Source organism: Actinoplanes utahensis (assembly GCF_016862455.1).
GTDB lineage: Bacteria > Actinomycetota > Actinomycetes > Mycobacteriales > Micromonosporaceae > Actinoplanes > Actinoplanes utahensis.
In genome coordinates, this window is record NZ_BOMZ01000044.1 from 1 (window position 1) to 18,238 (window position 18,238).

10 protein-coding genes are annotated in these 18,238 nt (G+C 72.3%); 3 read left to right on the forward strand and 7 right to left on the reverse strand.

Going from position 1 to position 18,238, the window contains the following annotated elements:
* The 4 genes from Aut01nite_RS16300 to Aut01nite_RS16315 form a co-directional block, all read right to left on the reverse strand.
* The coding region (locus Aut01nite_RS16300; protein ID WP_204037560.1) for a molybdopterin oxidoreductase family protein at window positions 1–2,261 on the reverse strand (2,261 nt) is incomplete at its 3' end.
* 208 nt (window positions 2,262–2,469) lie between these two features.
* The gene (pgfA, locus tag Aut01nite_RS16305; RefSeq protein ID WP_043521755.1) at window positions 2,470–3,525 is read right to left on the reverse strand and encodes a cell envelope lipid trafficking protein PgfA; all 1,056 of its coding nucleotides are present in this window, start codon (window positions 3,523–3,525) and stop codon (window positions 2,470–2,472) included.
* 65 nt (window positions 3,526–3,590) lie between these two features.
* Entirely contained in the window at window positions 3,591–8,561 is a 4,971-nt protein-coding gene (locus Aut01nite_RS16310; RefSeq protein WP_043521865.1) for an alpha-(1->3)-arabinofuranosyltransferase domain-containing protein, read from the reverse strand.
* Entirely contained in the window at window positions 8,558–10,294 is a 1,737-nt protein-coding gene (locus Aut01nite_RS16315) for a substrate-binding domain-containing protein (protein WP_083998442.1), read from the reverse strand. The genes Aut01nite_RS16310 and Aut01nite_RS16315 overlap by 4 nt, the downstream gene beginning before the upstream one ends.
* A 104-nt stretch (window positions 10,295–10,398) precedes the next feature.
* Here Aut01nite_RS16315 and Aut01nite_RS16320 point away from each other — a divergent pair, with 104 nt between their 5' ends.
* Complete coding sequence (locus Aut01nite_RS16320) at window positions 10,399–11,583, forward strand: glycosyltransferase family 4 protein (protein WP_043521754.1); 1,185 nt, start codon at window positions 10,399–10,401, stop codon at window positions 11,581–11,583.
* Window positions 11,584–11,721: 138 nt separating this feature from the next.
* Here the strand turns inward: Aut01nite_RS16320 and Aut01nite_RS16325 are convergent, their stop codons facing one another.
* The 3 genes from Aut01nite_RS16325 to Aut01nite_RS16335 are packed head-to-tail and all read right to left on the reverse strand — an operon-like array spanning window position 11,722 to window position 16,135.
* Window positions 11,722–13,518, reverse strand: coding sequence for an MmpA family trehalose lipid delivery protein (locus Aut01nite_RS16325; RefSeq protein ID WP_201775415.1), 1,797 nt, complete (start codon window positions 13,516–13,518; stop codon window positions 11,722–11,724).
* Complete coding sequence (locus Aut01nite_RS16330; protein ID WP_052163101.1) at window positions 13,518–15,380, reverse strand: glycosyltransferase family protein; 1,863 nt, start codon at window positions 15,378–15,380, stop codon at window positions 13,518–13,520. Before Aut01nite_RS16330 ends, Aut01nite_RS16325 begins: the two co-directional genes overlap by 1 nt.
* Window positions 15,377–16,135 (reverse strand): FkbM family methyltransferase, encoded by a 759-nt coding sequence (locus Aut01nite_RS16335; protein ID WP_052163100.1) that lies wholly within the window; start codon window positions 16,133–16,135, stop codon window positions 15,377–15,379. The genes Aut01nite_RS16330 and Aut01nite_RS16335 overlap by 4 nt, the downstream gene beginning before the upstream one ends.
* A 101-nt stretch (window positions 16,136–16,236) precedes the next feature.
* On the opposite strand from Aut01nite_RS16335, the gene Aut01nite_RS16340 reads away from it, so the two are divergent.
* Both Aut01nite_RS16340 and Aut01nite_RS16345 read left to right on the forward strand, forming a co-directional pair.
* The gene (locus Aut01nite_RS16340; protein WP_043521753.1) at window positions 16,237–17,442 is read left to right on the forward strand and encodes a nucleotide sugar dehydrogenase; all 1,206 of its coding nucleotides are present in this window, start codon (window positions 16,237–16,239) and stop codon (window positions 17,440–17,442) included.
* Window positions 17,439–18,227, forward strand: a complete 789-nt coding sequence (locus tag Aut01nite_RS16345) for a glycosyltransferase family 2 protein (protein ID WP_052163099.1) — start codon at window positions 17,439–17,441, stop codon at window positions 18,225–18,227. The genes Aut01nite_RS16340 and Aut01nite_RS16345 overlap by 4 nt, the downstream gene beginning before the upstream one ends.
* The last annotated feature ends 11 nt before the right edge of the window (window positions 18,228–18,238 follow it).

Sequence of the window (18,238 nt, forward strand, 5' to 3'; positions counted from 1 at the left end):
CCGGGGAAAGTCCCGGCAGCAGAGGAACCGGCAGAGGGCGGGCCGGTCAGGCCGGAACCGTTGGTGGAGGAGCCGGTGACAGGGACGAGGGGCGCGGAGGAACCGGAGACGGCCGGGCCGGACGGGGCGGGGCCGACCCGGGTGAGCGACACCGCGCACACCTTGAGCTCCGGCTGGAAGGAGATCGGGTCGACGGCGTCGCTGGTGACCGCGTTGACGCTGACGTATTCGCCGAACAGGTCGTTCCAGTGGATGGGGGCGAAGCAGCCGCCCGGCAGGACCCGGTCGGTGATGACGGCGGGCAGGACGGCCCGCCCGCGCCGGGACGCGATCTCCACCAGGTCCCCGGCCGCGATCTCGTACCCTTCCGCGTCGACCGCGTTGATCTCCAGGAACGGTTTCGGGTTGAGCCGGTTCAGCTTCGCGATCTTGCCGGTCTTGGTCATGGTGTGCCATTGGTGCTGGAGGCGGCCGGTGTTGAGCACGAACGGGTAGTCGTCGTCGGGCATCTCCGCCGGGTCGGTGTGCGGCCGGGCGTGGAAGACCGCCTTCCCGCCGGGGGTGGCGAACCGGAGGCCGCCGTCGGCGGTGCGGTAGCGGATCGGGTTCCGGTCCGGGCCGCCGGGCGCGGCCGGCCATTGCACGGGGCCACGGTTCAGCCGTTCGTAGGTGACGCCGCTCAGGTCGTACCCGGTCTGCGGGTTGGCGAAGGTCTTGATCTCCTCGAGGATCTCCTCGGCGGAACCGTAGGCGAACGACGCGCCGTAACCCATCTCGGTCGCGACGCGGGCGATGATCTGCCAGTCGGGCAGCGCCTCGCCGGGCGCGGGCACCACCGGGTGGACCAGGGTCAGGTTCCGCTCCGAGTTGATCATGATGCCGTCCGCCTCGGACCACATGGCCGCGGGCAGCGCGATGTCGGCGTACGCGTTGGTCTCGGTCTCGGCGAACGCGTCCTGGGTGACGACCAGCTCGGCGGCTTCCAGGCCGGCGATGACGGTGCGCCGGTTGCCGACCGAGGCGACCGGGTTGGTGCAGATCACCCAGCAGGCCCTGATCCTCCCTGCGGCCATCTGCTCGAACATGTCGACGGTGCCCTTGCCGACCTCGGTGCGCAGGGTTCCGGCGGGCACGCCCCACGCCTTCTCGGTGAACTCGCGGTCGGCCGGAACCAGCACCGACCGCTGGCCGGGCAGTCCCGGGCCCATGTAGCCCATCTCCCGGCCGCCCATCGCGTTGGGCTGGCCGGTGAGCGAGAACGGCCCGCTCCCGGTACGGCAGATCGCGCCGGTCGCCAGGTGCAGGTTGATCAGGGCGTTGGTGTTCCAGGTGCCGTGGGTGCTCTGGTTGAGGCCCATGGTCCACAGACTGACCCAGTTCCCGGACGCACCGATCCACTCGGCCGCGGTCCGGATGTCAGCCTCCGGGATGCCGGTGAGCTCGGCGACCCGGTCCGGGGGGTAGTCGTCGAGGAACGGAGGCATCGCCTCCCAGCCCTCGGTGTTGGCCTCGATGAAGTCCTGATCGATGTGCCGAGAGGCCACGAGAAGGTGCAGCAGGCCGTTGAGCAGGGCCAGGTCGGCGCCCGGCCGGATCTGCAGGAAGAGGTCGGCCTTCTCCGCGGTGGCGGTGCGCCGCGGGTCGACGACCATCAGCTTGGCGCCGGCCTTGACCCGCTCCATCATCCGCAGGAACAGGATCGGATGGCAGTCGGCCATGTTCGACCCGATGACGAGGTACGCGTCCGCGTGATCCAGGTCGTCGTAGGAGCCGGGCGGGCCGTCGGCGCCCAGCGACAGTTTGTATCCGGTGCCCGCGCTGGCCATGCACAGCCGCGAGTTGCTCTCGATGTTGTTCGTCCCGATGAAGCCCTTGACCAGCTTGTTCGCCAGGTACTGGGCTTCCAGGGTCATCTGCCCGGAGACGTACATGGCGAACGAGTCCGGCCCGTGCTCGTCGATGATCGCGCGCAGCCGCCGGGCGGTCTCGCTGATCGCGGCGTCCACGCCGGTCCGCTCCGGAGCGGCGCCGCGGTCGGAACGGATCAGCGCGGTGTCCAGCCGTCCCGGCGCGGCGAGCAGTTCGGCGCTCGTCGCGCCCTTGGTACAGAGGCGCCCGGCGTTGGCCGGGTGTTCCCGGTCCCCGCTCGCCTTGATCACTTTGAGACGGCCGTCGCCGTGGCGCGCTACGTCGAGCACCATCCCGCAACCGACACCGCAGTAGCCGCACACGGTTCGCACCTGGGTGACATCGGCAGCCACGGGCACCCCTTCAAGCCAGACGTCATCGCAGACGGGACGTGCACCCAACCTAGGAACCGCTGGTTTCCGCATGGTCACTTGAAAGTGCGTCGCCGATTACCCCGGCGTCACGTCCCGGCGCCCGCCGTTGTGAGTGTCCGCCGACACAGAAAAGCCGCCCCACCGGGGGTTGTCCCCCGGTGACGCGGCCGTTCTGACCAGCCGGGGATCAGGACTTGTCGGCGGCGGCCGTCGCGTCGGCGGTCTCCTCGTCCTGGGCCGCGTGCCGGCCGGAGCCGGTCCACTGCGCCGGGACACCGGTGGCGGCCGTGCGGGCGTTGCCCCGGGCCACGATGATGCCGCCGACGACGGCGAGGATCAGGCCGAGGACGCCGAGGCCGATCGGGCCGTACAGGCCGACCAGGTCGAGCTTGAGAACGTTGCCGCCGACGGTGTCGACCGACTTGTTCACGGTCTCGTCGTTGTAGGCGAAGGTCGCGTCGAGGATGTCGACCGAGCGGCCGTCGGTGGAGACGAGCTGCTTCTGCTGCTGCTCCTGCACCCGCAGGAACTGGCCGGTCTTCGGCTCGACCCACACGGTACGGGTGTTGCTGTACTTCACCGAGCCTTCGGTGGCGCCCGGCAGGAGCTGGCCGAGGATCAGCTTGACCCGGTCCTCCGGCAGCACCTGGGTCTCGTTCTGCAGCGTCTGGGTGAACTGGTAGACCTCGAGACCCTGGATCTCGTCGGTCTTGACGAACTTCGCCGGCCGGGCGTCGAGGATGTCCCGGTCGAAGATCTCGTAGTCCTTCTGCTCGGTGCCGAACGGGAACTTGTAGACCTGGCCCTTGTAGGAGACCGGCTCACGCTGGCCGCCGGTGTCCAGCCACTGGTCCGCCCAGTTCACCGACGCGGCCGTCTCCCGGTCCACGGCGAACGACGTGCTGTAGGCGCTGATCAGCTCGTTGGTGTCGGTCCGCTGGACCTGCTGGCCGGCCACCCAGACCAGCGCGCTGCCGTCGAGGTCGCCCTGGAGCTTGGCGGTCGCGTCGGCGTCGGGCTGGACGGTCACCGTCGAGCGGAGCGTGGCGCTCTCGATGGTGGCCGTGCCGCCCTTGATCTGCATGAAACGGGCGTTCGGCGCCTCGGCCACCGACTGGGTCATCTCCATGTCGTACGGGATCTGCTTGGCCGTCGGGGCCACGACGAAAGCAAGGCCGCCGGCGAATACCAACGCCAAGACGCCGAAACCGAACAGCACGGTGCCGATGACGCGGGACTTCATATGTCCTCCACGAGGTGGAATCGGAATTGTGGCAGGTGAATGTATGCCAAGCTGGCAGGAGGTTACTACTGAGTCACATCCGGAAGCGAGACCCTGGACACATCTTCCTGATCGCTTGCTGAAACAGACTCGCCATCGCGCCGCAGCACCACCGTGAAATTCCACGTGAGCACCTCCCGCAGCACGGGCACCGAAGCCACCCATTGCGCCCACCAGGGGTGATACCGCGGGATGACGTCGACAACCGTGACGGAACCGGCACGGCGGGCGGCCCGGGCCCAGCGCATCATCCGGGCGGCGCTGACCGGGAAGAGCGTCTCCCGGTAGCGGTTCTTCGGCTCGTGGCCGGTCTTGCGCAGGTAACGGCGCCGCGCCCGGTCACCGCCGAGCCAGTGCCAGAAGGGCCCGGTCTCGTGCCCGCCGTGCGGCGACCACCAGGGCGTGAACGACACGAAGACGGTTCCGCCCGGCCGGGTGACCCGGACCATCTCGTCGAGCATCGCCTCCGGTTCGCTGACGTGCTCCAGCACGTTCGACGAGTAGCAGACGTCCAGCGCCCCGGTACGGATCGGCAGCGCGGTGCCGCTGCCCCGGATCATCCCGTTGACCTCGGCGCCGGCCGCCGCGAAGTCGCCGACGGCCGGGTCGAGCCCCAGGTACGTGGCCCCGGCCTTCTCGAACTCGCTCGCGAAATAGCCGGGCCCGCCGCCGACGTCCAGCACCCGGGCGCCGTCGAGGTCGGCGTACGCCTCGAGCTGGCGTACCGAGTCCTCGGCGAGCAGCGAGTAGAACCGGTCCGGGTCGCTCTGCTCGACCAGGAAGGCGCGGAACAGCCGGACCGATCGGCGCAGCGTCGCCCGGTACGGGCTGATCGGCCACTCGTCCACTGAGATCTCCTTCTCCGGCCGGCCGGACGACGGGGCCGCGACCGCCGCGACCGCGCACACGGCGGCCAGCATCGCCGACTGCACGGCGATCCCGTACGCCCACTCCTGCCCGTGCCCGAGCAGCCGCCCGCCGACCGCGACCACGACAGCGGTCACGGCGCTCGCGAAGGCGAGCCCGGGCAGCCAGTTCGGCCGGCCCTGCCGGATGATCAGGGCGGCCAGCAGCAACGCGGCGCCGGCCGCGCCGCCGAGGACGACCACCAGCACCATCAGCGGCAGGATCATCCACCAGTCCCCACCGGGGACGCGAGTGCGGAGCCTGGCCGGCGGACCGGCGGCGACCTCCCGCCGGCGAGCCGGCACGAGGGCGAGCAGGACGACCAGCAGGACACATCCGGCGCCGGCCGCGAGACCGGTACGGTACGGGTCGTCCGGCGTGAACCGCAAGATCACCGGCCCACCGTCGCCGGCCGGCAGCACGAACGCCTGCTGCCACCCGTCCACCCGGACCGGCCGCAGCTCCTGACCGTTCAGCGTCGCGGCCCATCCGGCGTTCAGGTTCTCCGGCACGACCAGCAGCGACGCGGCCCCGGCGGCGACCGTCACGGCCCGTTCGGTGGCGTCCCAGCGCTCCACGGTCACGGCCCGGTGGCTCACCGCGGGAGCGGCGTCCGTCGTGCCGTCCGGAACCAGGATCGCGGAGTCGATCAGGAACGCCGCCGACGGCACCGTCCGCAGACGCTGGTCACCCTGGGGCAGCCGGACGGACTCGCTGGCGAACACGTCGCAGACGGTCACCGCCAGCGCTCTTTTCGCCCGGACGTCGCCGAGGGTGCCCCGCACCGACGTCGGGTAGCGGACCCCGCCGATCTCGACGGCCGGGCCTCTGCCGCACGGCGCCGCCAGCGGCGTGCCGTCGGCGGCCGGTGCGAGCAGCCCGGCCAGCCCGGGCACCTGGACCTCGGCGATGCCGGCCGGGGCGGGCCAGCCGATGCCGCCGCCGCGGGTGTCCGCGGTGACCCGCTCAGCGGCCGAGACGGTGATCGCGATCCGGCTGGTGACGACGGCCGGGAACGTGACCCAGCCGTCGGCGCCGACCTGGGCGCTGGTGTTCCGCCCGCCCGCACTGATCGACACGATGGTGGGCCGGGCCGCGGCCGGGGCCTCCGGCACGACCAGCCGCACCCGGTCCACCCGGCGGTTGCCCTTCCACGCCAGGGCCAGCGTGGGCTGCGCGTCGGTGGGCTCGGCCAGCCAGGCGGTGACCGGGTCGCCGTCGACGGCGGCGTGCGCGCCGACCGTGACGTCACCGGTCAGCACCGACGACGCGGACGCGGACACCGGCCGGGACAGCGGGACGGCCGCGCCGGGCCGGGGCAGAGCGGTGAGCCTCAGGTCGTAGGCGGCGTCCACCGGGGTGGTGAAATACCTGTCGATGCCGAGCGGTTCCTCGCCCTGCCGGGTCAGGAACTGGTCGCAGCGGATCGCGGCGCCCGCCCCGGTCCCGGCCGGATAGCAGGAGCCGCGCTGCTGCACGGCCCGCTCGAACGCGTAGACCGGCGCGACGTTCGCCGCGGTGTCGGCCGGCACCCGCAGGCCGCGCTCCGCCGTGAGGCCGGGGATGCCCAGCTCACGCAGCACGACGCTGCCCTGGTAACCCTGGCGCAGGGCGAGGACGGTGATCCGGACCGAGGTGGTCAGGCCGGGCAGCGTCTCCAGGCGGTGCGGGCCGGGGGTGGCCGGCACCGGACGGTCCACGATGCCCTGGTCGGTGGTCAGCCGGACGACCGAGACCGGCGCCGAGACCCGCAGGTCGTCGACGAAGTCCACGGTCACGGCGGTGACCCGCTTGGCGGTGCCCAGCTCGACGTCGATCCACTGGCCGGCGCCCGGCTCGTACGGGTCCGAGCGCCACACCGTGGACCGGTCGCCGTCCAGGGCCGCGTACGGCAGGGCGGACGGGTCGATCGCGGCGACCGCGTCGGCGAAGCTGATGCTGCTGGACGCCTGCACGGAGCGGATGCCCTGGTATTCGGCGACGGTCTGGTGGCCGGCCGGGTCGAACGGGGTCAGGTCCGTGCGTACCCGGCCCTGCCTGGTCTTCTCGTCGGCGGTCAGGGTCTGGCTGACGTTGTCGCGGATCCGGCCGATATTGAGCTCACGGCGGCGCAGGCCGTCGGTGACGATCGGCCGGGCCGTCGACTCACCGGCGGCCAGGCCCAGGTCACCCGTCGCGTCACCGGCCAGCACGGCCGGCTGGGTTCCGTCGATCAGGCCCTGTTCCAGGACGCCGAGCAGCGACTCGGGGCCGCCACTGACCACCGGGACGTCGGCGATCGCGGTCGCCGAGACGGCCGGCACCGTGCCCGCGACCTGGAAGATCTCGATGGACGGCACGGCGACCCCGGCGTCCACCGGGCTGGGCTCCGCGCCGCCGGCGCCGACCTCGGGGCCGAACGTGACGACCCGGTCCAGGCCCGGCGACCCGGCGATGGCCCGGCGCACCACGGCGATCGGCGGCGCGCCCGAGGCGGCCCGGTCCAGGTCGTGCCGGACCAGTAGGTACTGGTAGCCGGATCGGGCCAGGAAGGCGGCCAGCGCCGGGGAGCCCTGCCCCTGCGCGAGGACCGCGTCGACCGCGTCCATCACTCGGGTGTTGCCCTCGGAGCCGAGCGGGATCTGGTTGCGCTGCGCCCACGGCGCCCCGGCCAGCGGCTGGATCGGCTCGTCGACGGTCCGGCCCCAGGTGTGCTGGGCGAACCCGGCGCCGGGCACGACCAGGGTGCGCGCCCGCGCGTCCTGGTCGGTGAGCCAGTCCGCGGCCTCCTGCCAGTACGACGGCATCGCGGTCCAGCCCGGCCCGGGACGCAGCAGCGTCATCCCGGCCGGCGCGGCCGCGATCACCAGCAGCGCCGCGACCAGCGGGCTCGCCGGGACCGGCCACGGCAGCCGGCGCAGACGCAGGGTGCGGCTGGCGGCGTACGCCAGGCCCAGCGCGATCGGCAGGCGCAGCACCGGCTCGAACTTGTGCACGTTGCGCAGCGGGGCCAGCGGCCCGTCCAGCAGCTCGCGGGCGAACGGCGCGAACGGGCTGTCCATGGTGCCGACGTAACCCATGGTCAGCAGGGTCAGACCGGTGAACATGGCGACGATCAGGAAACGCCGCTCGGGCAGGCCGCGCATCGCCAGCCCGGCCAGGCCGACGGCGGCGACCAGCGCGGTCGCCGTCATCAGCAGCGGGTTGTCGATCAGGGTCCAGCCGGCCGGCCACCACGGGTCGCCCTGCACGATGTAGCCGACCCACTGGTTGGTGCCGCGGAACGCCTGGAAGAGCGAGGTGACCGCGGTGGTCGTGCCGGAGGACTCGATGTAGTCCAGGAACGGCAGGCTGTACTCGCCGAAGAGCAGCAGCGGGACGATCCACCACAGAGTCGCCCCGACGACGCAGAGCACCCACCAGCCGATCAGCTCGGCCAACCGCCGGTCCCAGCGCCGGGTGATCAGCCACAGGCCGGGCAGGACCAGGGCCATCACGGTGGCGGCGGCGTTGATGCCGCCCATGAAGAGCACCGCCAGCGCGGACAGCGCCGCCGCCCGCCGGGCCGAGCCGATCCTGCGGAACCGCACCAGGGGCAGCATCACCCAGGGCAGGAACACCACCGGCAGCATCTCCGAGGAGAGCGGGCCGATCTCGGTGAGCATCCGGGGGGCCAGGGTGTACGCCAGCGCGCCCACGATCCGGCCGGCGTCGTTGCCGATCCGCAGCGCGCGGGCCAGCAGCAGGACCCCGAAGTAGGTGACGCAGAGCAGCACCGCGCACCACAGGCGCTGGGTGATCCACGGCGGCACGCCGAGCAGGTCGCCGGCGGCGAAGAACGGGCCCATCGGGAACAGGTAGCCGTACGCCTGCTGCTGCAGTTCGCCCGAGGTCGCCCACGGGTTCCACAGGTGCAGGGCCCGGGACATGAAGCCGATCGGGTTCTCGGCCAGGTCCAGTTTGGTGTCGAAGGTGGCCTGGCCGGGGCGCTGCACGAAGGCGAGCACGACCAGCAGCAGGGCGCCGACGATGGCGAGCGCGTGCCGGCTGGGGCCGGCGGTGGTGGCGGGCGGTGTGGTCACCCGGGTCCGCTCCCGGACGGCGGCGGTCATCGGCGGCACTCCGGGGGCAGGCAGCTGAATTCGGCGAGGGAGGTGTAGAAGATCTGCCGGATGCCGGACGGCTTGTCGGTGAGCGCGACCCGGCCGCCGGTGGCCTTGGCGATCTGGTTGAGCTCGGCCGGGTCGATCTCCGGTCCGACACCGATGAACAGGATCGGCACCGGGCGCTTCCGGTCGGCCAGTCTGCCCAGCTCACGCAGGAGGGTGGCCCGGCTGATGCCGCTGGCGTTGTCGTCGGTGCCGTCGGTCAGGATCAGCACCATGTTGATCCGGCCGGGCGTCCAGTTGCGGGTGGCGTCCCGGTACGCGGCGAGCGCGGTGTCGTAGAGGCCGGTGGTCCCGTCGGGCTCCACCTCCATCCGGCCGACCCGGCGGATGATGTCGTCGCGGCGCGGGCCGATCGGGCCGACCGGGACCACCTCGCGGTAGTCGCGCTGCCCGTCCAGGTCGGTGGAGAACTCCCACACCCCCAGCTCGGTGGTGCTGAGCAACAGCTGCACTCCGTCCTGTGCGGCCTTGATGGTGGCGGACAGCCGGGACTCGTCCGATCCGGGCACCGCGGCGGCCATCGAGCCGGAGATGTCGAAGACGGCCAGCATCCGGGCGCTGATGTGCACCCCGCCCCACGCGTTGAGCAGCGTCTCGGCGTCCTGTTCGGCGGGCAGCGGGGCGGGTGTGTAGGCGGTCTTGCGGATCCGGGTGGCGGCCGGGATGTCGGTGGGCGCGGCGCCGTCCGGCGCGCGCAGCCCGTGCCCGGTGAAGACTTCGGCGCCGTTCGTGGCGAGCAGCGCGCGCAGCAGCCCGGTGGCGTACTCGCGCTGCTCCTCCTCGGGGGTCAGCACCGCGTACGGGTAGTCGGGGCCGGGCACCGGCCGGCCCGGGTAGACCGCCACCTGCCTCCTGCCGCCGGCCGCCGCGAACAGCACCTGTTGCTCGGTGCTGACCACAGCGGTCTCGTTCTTGCCGGGGCCGACCGGGTCGGGGACCTTCTCGCCGGCGGTGGAGACGGTGTTCGGCGACAGCCTGCGCATGAGCGCCGCGGTGTACGGCGCACTGCCGCGGGCGATGTCACGGAGGCCGAGCAGGCCGGCGAAGCCGAGCGGGCTGGTCGCCGGGTCCGGCAGGGAGACCGCCACCGGCGGTTTCACCGCGCCGACCAGTTGCGGCCAGCCGGCCGCGCCGACCCGTTTCGCGGTGCCCTCGTCGAGGGCGAGTACGACCGGGGTGGTGGCCACCGAGACGCCCTCGGCGGGCACCTGGAAGGCCCCGGTCGCGCGGGCCCGGCGCAGCCAGAGCGTGGATTCGGGCAGCCACACGTCGGGCGCGACGGTGGCGTCGGCGGCCGCGTTGGGGCCGGCGCCGGCCGATGAGGAGGCCGATCTCCCCGCGGACGGCCCGGCCGACGCCGAGGCGGAGGCCGTGACGACGCCCTCCGTGGCGGTACGGGACACCACCCGCAGCACGTCCACCGATTCCCGGGCCTCGACCAGCAGGTCCAGGCAGGGGTCGCGCTGGGCGAAACGGTCGGCGGTGGTGCGGACCGCCGGGGCGATGCTCGGCGCCGCCGCGACCCGCAGGGTGGTGCGCTCCGTGCACGCCGGATCGTTACGCGTTCGATCGAGATACGTGAATCCGGACCATCCGGCGAGAACCGCGATCAGCGCCGCGCTCAACAGCGCTACCGGCCAGAACTCCGGTCTCGCGCGGAGGCTCCCATCGCTCACGCGGTTCCTCCCGTTGTTACGCGGCCGTTGCGGTTGTTCCCAGGGCTGACCTAGTGTGACGCGATCGCGAATCGTACTCGCTAGTAGGGGTGGCAGAGTAGACCATGACGGATGCCTGCGGCGGTCACGTCCTGTTCCTGAACTGGCGGGACACCAAGCACCCCGAGGGTGGGGGCTCCGAGCTCTACCTCGACCGGGTCGCCACCGAACTGGTGCGTCGCGGTTACCGCGTGACCCTGCTCTGCCAGGCCCACGGCATCGCCCCGGCGCAGGAGACCACCGCCGGCGGTGTACGCATCGTCCGCCGGGGCGGACGGCACACCGTCTACCTGATGGCCGCTCTCACCTACCTGATCGGTCTTCTCGGCATCGGGCCGTTGTCCCGCCGCCGGCTCGGCCGACCGGATGTGATCATAGACGTCGGCAACGGCATGCCGTTCCTCAGCCGACTCTACGCCCGGCGGCCGGTGATCGTGCTGGTCCACCACGTGCACCGGGAGCAGTGGCCGGTGGTGTTCGGCCCGCGGATCGCCCGGATCGGCTGGTGGATCGAGTCGGTGCTGGCCGTCCGGGTCTACCGGCGCTGTCAGTACGTCACCGTCTCCGAGTCGACCCGCGACGAGCTCACCGGCCTCGGCGTGGACCGGCACCGGATCACCGTCGTGCACAACGGGACACCCGAGGTCACCGGGCCGCCGGTGCCGCGTACCCCGCATCCGAGCCTGATGGTGCTGGGCCGGCTGGTGCCGCACAAGCGGGTGGAGTTCGCGCTGCGCGCGACCGCCCTGCTGGCCCTGGAACTGCCCACCGTCGAGCTGGTGGTGGCCGGGCAGGGCTGGTGGGACGAGCCGCTGCTGCAACTCACCGAGGACCTGGGGATCCAGGACCGGGTCCGGTTCACCGGCTTCGTCTCCGAGGAGCGCAAGCACGAACTGCTCTGCGGCTCCTGGCTGCTGCTGATGCCCTCGCTCAAGGAGGGCTGGGGCCTGACCATCGTCGAGGCGGGGGTACGGGGCACGCCCTCGGTGGCGTTCCGGTCGGCGGGCGGGGTCGCCGACGCGATGGCCGAGGGCGAGACCGGCGTGCTGGTGGAGAACGAGTACGACTTCTTCCTCCAGGTGCGCGCGCTGCTGCTGGACGCCCGGCGGCGTACCGAGATGGGCTCCGCGGCCGCCGTGCACGCCGGCCGGTTCACCTGGGAGAAGGCCGGGGAGGCGTTCGCCGGGGTGGTGCACCGGCAGCTCGCCGGGGGGATGCCGTCGGCGCCGACCGGTGAGCGGGTCCGATGAGGGCGGAGGACGAGGAACGGCCCGGCGGAGAACCGCCGGGCCGTTCCTTTTCCGCTTGCTGTCAGCGCTGACCGTAGACGGCAGTGCCCTGGGTGACGTCATCGTTGCTCACGTTGGCGACATGGTCGGCGGACGGGTTCAGGCTCCCGACCGCGGCGACGACGCCGACGATGCCGAGGAGGCCCCCGGCCAAGGTCGCGATGACGAGCGTGGCCAGTTTGGCCATGATTCTTCCTCCCCGAACTGGTGGGTGGGCGGACCGTACCACGATCTACTGCCCGGTAGCAGTAGCCGGAGAACCCCCGCGAGCACCACGAGGGCCGCAAGCAGGTGGCCGAACAGCGCCCAGGCCCGGCGGCCGTCACCGGCCACCGACGACACCGGCGGCGCTGACGGGTTGTCCCACAGTTGAAGATACTTCCCGTCGTACACCAGCCGAAGCCCCGCGAGCACCGCCACGGACGGCTCCCCGGCGCCGCGCCGCACCAGCACCCAGGGTGTTCCGGCGTCGGCCGCCGGCCGGCCCGCGGCCAGCAGCGCGCCGACCGCGGTGGCCCGCGGGCTCTCCCCGTCGACGGTCACCGTGCCGACCCGCAGGGCGTCGTTGATCAGCACCGGGGCGTCCAGGTAGCGCGGGGCCGGGTCCCGGACCACCACGTCACCGGTCCAGGAGTATCGCTGGTAGCCCTCGAACGGCAGCGACAGCACCTCGCCCGGCCGGTCCGCCACCCGCGCGGCGACCTGCTGCCAGTCGGCCGGGTAGCGCACCGGCCGCAGCTGCCCCATCGCCCCGAACGCCAGGTCCGGCAGCACCATCAGGGGCAGCAGGGCGGCGCCGGCCAGCAGGACCCGGCCGGCGGACGGTTCGAACCGGCGGGCCAGCCAGGCCGCCGCCCGTTCCGCGCCGAGAGCGAAACCCAGGGCCAGGACCAGGGCGTACGGGATCAGGAACTTCTGCCCGTCGCGAAGCAGCCCGGCGCCCGGCACCGCCACGACCGCCCACTCCAGCAGCGCCACGCCCGGGCCCACGATCCCGGCCACCGCCAGCACGAACCCGCCGACGGCCAGCGCGTAGAGCCGGGCCGCGCCGCCGGGCCAGCGGCGCCGCAGCTCGATCAGGCCGGGCACGGCGGCGGCCATCAGCAGCACGGTCACCAGTGGCGCCAGCACCGACTCCCGGCTGGCCGGCACGGTCTGGGCGTTCCAGATGCCGCCGGTGCCGGCCAGCGCCGTCCAGGCGCCGGCCCAGTTCTCCGCGCGGGCCGCGAACTGGCCGACCCCGTCCGGGTCGGAGGCGCCGCCGGCGGCGCTGGTCGACGCGGCGACCAGCCAGGGCGCGTTCAGGGCGGTGACGGCGGCCAGGGCGATCGCGGTGGCCCGCTGCCGCAGCGGCATCAGCACGACGACGGCGGCCAGGGCGATCAGGCCGCCGGTCGGGGTCAGCGCGGCCGGCGCGGCGGCGACCACCAGCCGGGCCGGCGCGCCGGGCCGCCCGGCGCGCACGTCCCGGATCGCGGCCACCATCCAGGGCAGGCAGGCGTACGCCAGCAGCAGTGCCCACTGTCCCAACAGGAGCCGTTCGGCCAGGTAGGGCGTCCAGGCGTAGGCCAGGGCCGCCACCACCTTGGGCAGCAGCCGCCGCGACGGCAGCAGCCGGGCCGCCCCGAGCGCGGCCAGGTAGACGATCGCCACCAGCGCGATCCGCTGCAGCAGCCAGCCCGGCGCGACCAGGTTGGCCACCGACACCACCGCGTCCAGCGGCACCGCCCGCGGCAGCGCGTCGGCCGGGGCGATCATCTCCCAGCTCAGCGCCTGCCGCGGCACGAAGACCATGTCGTAACGCAGCACGTACCCGGGCAGGGCCAGCGGCGCCAGCAGCACGGCCGTGACGGACGCGGCCACGGCGTGCAGGACCAGCCCGGGTCGCACGGTCATCACATCGGCTGCGGCACCAGCGCGCCGATCTCGATCTCGTCGGTGCAGAGGCCGGCCTTCGGATCGCGCAGGGTCAGCTCGACCTCGTCGCCGTCGGCCATCCGGAGCAGGAACATCGCGTTGAGGCCCTGGTGGACGTCGAACGTCACCGGCTCCCGGTCGCCGATCCGCATGGTGGCCACGGTGGCCCGGTCGCTGATGTAGCCGATCCGCACCGCGTGCCAGTAGTTGATCAGTGCGGTCTCCAGCTTGATCGTGGTCGTCTTCCCGCCGGCCACCCGGTAGCCGCAGCCGGGGATCGGCCCCGGCTTGTTCTTCACGCCCTTCACCCAGGCGGGCCGGACATGGCCGGAGTCGTCGATGACCGACAGCTTCCTGGCCTCGGTGACGAACACCGGCCCCTCGTCGCCGAGCGGGCCGAAGAACTTCGACTGCTTGTTCCACGGGTAGACCAGGCTCGGCACCACCAGCTCCGGCACCGGCTGGTCCATGAAGACCGTGCCGGGCTCCGCCGCGTTCAGCTCCCTGGTGGCGGTGGCCAGGTATTCCCGGCCCGCTTTGGACGCCCAGTCGGTGGCGAAGTCGACGCTGCTGTAGACGCTGCTGGCGATGAGCAGGACCAGGCCGACGCCGAGACCGACGACGAACTGCTGCGGATGCCGCCGGACCGGGGCGGGCACCGGGTCGGCGACCGGTTCCCCGCCGTCCGCGGCCGGGCGGCGCAGACCGGCCACCGCCACGCCGACGCAGAGCGCCGCGACCACGAAGACGTCACCGAGGTACCGCGGCACCAGACCGGCCACGCCGCTCATCTCCGAACCGAGCCGGGTGAACGCGATGAGGCCGGCCGCCAGCAGCGCGAACACGATCATCAGGCCCCAGGCCCGGCCGGCCACCGACCGGCGCAGCCAGAGGGTGAGCGCGAACAGCGCGGCGACGAGCGCCCAGGATATCCATTGTGCCTCGCGGGTGGGCGCGGCGACGGCCGGGCCGTCCGCGGCGTCCAGCCAGGACCACGGGCCGCCGGTCAGGCCGGACGCCAGCGACGAGCCGAAGAACTGCACCAGGAAGTCCCCGACCTCCATGGCGGACCGTGGCACCCGCACCGACGAGCCGGTGGCCATCGCCAGGTAGACGCCGAGGAACAGCAGCGAGATCGCGGTCAGCAGGGCCCACGCCGGCCACCAGCGCCGGATCGTGACGACGAGCGCGCGGACCGGGCCGCCGGGCGCGTACAGGAAGAGCGTGGCCAGGAAGACCAGCGGGACGATGAGCAGCGCCTTCTCGAAGAAGAGCAGACCCACCAGGACCGCCGCGGCCAGCGTGATCAGGTGCCGGCGGTCGCCGGTCTGCACGTAGCGGACCTGGGCGGCCAGCGCCACGATCATCGCGAGCTGCATCGGCAGCAGGTTCAGGCCGACCGCCCACCAGGCGCTGACCTCCAGCGTCAGCGGGTTGAACAGGAACAGCGTCAGCGGCACCAGCAGCGCCCAGCCGGCCGGCAGCATCAGCTTCAGCAGCCGGTAGAAGGCGATGCTCACGGCGAGCTGCCCGAGGATCATCAGGGCGGCGTACGGCCAGTACTCGTACCCGGTCAGCCGGTCGATCAGGTAGGTGACCAGCCGGCCGGCCGGCATGAAGTGGTTGTTGTAGAGCGTGAACAGGCCACCGAGACCGTACTCGTGGGCCTGCGAGACGATCGGGAAGTCGTCGGCGGTGAGGTAGCCGCGCGTGGTGATCGACGCCCGCCAGATCACGCTGGCCGCGATGAGCACGGCCGCGATCGCGGCGACCGGGTCCAGTCTCGGAGCGGCGCCCGCGTCCGGGGGCTGCGGCGCCGGTGTGGCGGTGCTCGTCGTCATCGGCTCTCCTCGGGCCGGAACAGCACCATGTTCACATACCGCGGGGTGGGCCGGATGACCCGTCGCACGAAGCTCTGCCCGACCCGTTCCAGCGCGCCGCGCTGGTGCTCGATCAGGTCGAAGTCGGCCAGCGGGATCCAGCGGTCGTCCGGCATGACGAACGGCCGGTAACCCCAGCCGGCGAGCAGGTCGAGCACCGGCTGAACGGGCTGGATCCGCTCCTCCAGCTCGACGATCAACTGCGGCCGGTCGCGTTTGACGGTCTGCTCGGCGCCGAGCAGGGCCGCCGTCTCGTGCCCCTCGACGTCCAGTTTCATGAAACCGACCCCGGTCAGCTCCAGGGAGTCGATGGTGACCCGGCGGACCGTCGCGGTCGGCCCGGCGCCGTGCTCGACCGAGGAGGTCCCCTCGCCGGGGCCGCCGGCCGGGAGGAACAGCTCGGCCGTGCCGGCGTGGTCGGAGGCGACCGCCTCGATCACCCGGACGTCCGGGAAGGCGGTGGCCACGCTGCGGGCCAGTTCGGGGACGGGCTCGACGGACACCACCCGCTCGGCGATCCGGCGCAGGCCACGGGTCCAGGGCCCGTACCAGGCGCCGACATCGACGGCGGTCGCGCAACGGGGGACGTACGACTTCAACCGGGCGAGCTCCGGCTCGACCCGCGGATACGCGACGCGCACCGCGGCTGCCACGGCGCTGGAGGGGAGCGCGGCGGCGATGCGGGCGCTCAGGGTGGTGGACGGCGTGCCTGCCATGGTCACGAACGATAGCCCCTTGGCTACGCATGGGTAGACCCGAGGTTTCCTCGCGAGTAACCTGCCTACACGCCGGAGCCCGGCGAGAATTGTGAGGCGAAATGACCGAGGCAGATGAGGCCTTCGGCGTGGACGTCTGCGTGGTCGGTGGGTGTGGCCGGGTCGGCCTCCCACTGGGTGTCGCACTCGCCGCGCGCGGCCTGTCCGTCGTGCTCTACGACATCGACGCCGCCGCCGTGGACCGGGTCAACTCCGGTGTCATGCCGTTCACCGAGGAGGGTGCGCAGGCGCCACTCGACGAGGCCCTCGCCGACGGCCGGCTGCGGGCCAGCACCGACCCGGCGAGCGTCGGGCGGGCGGACGCGCTGGTCGTGGTCGTCGGCACCCCCGTCGACGAGCACCTCAACCCCGACCTGGGCGCGGTGCCGCGGGCGATCGAGCGCTGTGTGGAACACCTGCACGACGGCCAGCTGATCGTGCTGCGCAGCACCGTCTACCCGGGCGTCACCGCGCTGACCGAGAAGCTGCTGAGGAGCCGCGGTCTCGACGTCGACGTGGCGTTCTGCCCGGAACGGATCGCCGAGGGCCGGGCGATGACCGAGCTCTTCACGCTCCCCCAGATCGTCGCCGCGCGTACCCCGCAAGCTCTTGATCGTGCGGAGAAACTGTTCCGCCGGCTCACCGACTCGATCGTCCGGCTCGAGCCGGAGGAGGCCGAGCTGGCGAAACTGTTCACCAATACCTGGCGCTATCTGAAGTTCGCGGCGGCCAACCAGTTCTGGATGATGGCCAACGACTTCGGCCTGGACTTCGCCCGGATCCGGCACGCGGTGTCGTTCGACTACCCGCGCGCGGCCGACCTGCCGATGCCCGGTTTCGCGGCGGGCCCGTGCCTGCTCAAGGACACCATGCAGCTGGCGGCGTTCAACCGGAACAACTTCGTGCTCGGCCACTCGGCGATGCTGATCAACGAGGGGCTGCCGTTGTACCTGGTGTCGCGGCTGGAGGACCGGTTCGACCTGAGCGAGCTGACCGTCGGCATCCTCGGGATGGCGTTCAAGGGTGGCAGCGACGATCCGCGTGACAGTCTGGCGTACAAGCTCCGCAAGATCCTGACCTTGAAGGCGCGGGAGACGCTCTGCACCGACCCGTACGTCCGTGACGACCGGTTCCTTCCGCTGGACGAGGTCCTCGAACGAGCCGATCTCCTGGTGATCGCCGCTCCGCACGCCGACTACACCGATCTCGGCACCGACAAGCCGGTCATCGACATGTGGGGCCTTACCGGGCAGGGGGTTCTGGTGTGACACCACGGGTCTCAGTGATCATCCCGGTCTACAACGAGGGACCCGAAGTGGTCCGCCACCTCCAGCGGATCCTGCGCGAGGTGCTGCTGCCGGCCGAGATACTGGTCGTGCACGACATGCCCGAGGACACCACGGTGCCGTACGTGGCGGAGCTCGCCCGCACCGATCCGCGGGTGCGCGCGGTGCTCAACACGTACGGGCGCGGCCCCGCCAACGCGATCCGGTTCGGCATCGACTCGGCGCGCGCCCCGGTCGCGGTGGTGACGATGGCCGACGGCTGCGACGATCCGCGGCAGATCGACGAGTTGGCCCGCCTGGTGGACCGCGGTGTGGTGGTCGCGGCGGCGTCCCGGTACATGCCCGGCGGGCAGCAGGTCGGCGGCCCCCGGTTCAAGCGGCTCGCGTCGCGGTGGGCCGGCAAGACGCTCAAGATGTTCGCCCGGGTCGGCACCCGCGACGCCACCAACAGCTTCAAGGCGTACGACACCGATTTCGTCCGGGAGGTCGGCATCGAGTCGAACACCGGCTTCGAGATCGGCATCGAACTGACCGCCAAGGCGACCCGGATGCGGCGGCCGGTCGCGGAGATCCCGACGATCTGGCTCGACCGCCAGCTCGGGGAGTCGCACTTCGACGTGGGCCGGTTCATGCCGAGCTACCTGCGCTGGTACTTTTTCGCGTTCGGCCGGCGCCTGTCGGACGAGTACATGGCCGCCCGGTGGGCGGCGAAGAGGCCCGAGGCCGCCGTGCCGGCGGACCGCCACAGGGAGGACACGCCGGCGTGATCGACTGCACC

Bases quoted from the DNA above. Each gene is read 5' to 3' on its own strand.
- pgfA (WP_043521755.1), bottom strand. From the start codon at position 3,525: ATGAAGTCCCGCGTCATCGGCACCGTGCTGTTCGGTTTCGGCGTCTTG.
- Aut01nite_RS16310 (WP_043521865.1), bottom strand. From the start codon at position 8,561: ATGACCGCCGCCGTCCGGGAGCGGACCCGGGTGACCACACCGCCCGCC.
- Aut01nite_RS16320 (WP_043521754.1), top strand. From the start codon at position 10,399: ATGACGGATGCCTGCGGCGGTCACGTCCTGTTCCTGAACTGGCGGGAC.
- Aut01nite_RS16325 (WP_201775415.1), bottom strand. From the start codon at position 13,518: ATGACCGTGCGACCCGGGCTGGTCCTGCACGCCGTGGCCGCGTCCGTC.
- Aut01nite_RS16330 (WP_052163101.1), bottom strand. From the start codon at position 15,380: ATGACGACGAGCACCGCCACACCGGCGCCGCAGCCCCCGGACGCGGGC.
- Aut01nite_RS16335 (WP_052163100.1), bottom strand. From the start codon at position 16,135: ATGGCAGGCACGCCGTCCACCACCCTGAGCGCCCGCATCGCCGCCGCG.
- Aut01nite_RS16340 (WP_043521753.1), top strand. From the start codon at position 16,237: ATGACCGAGGCAGATGAGGCCTTCGGCGTGGACGTCTGCGTGGTCGGT.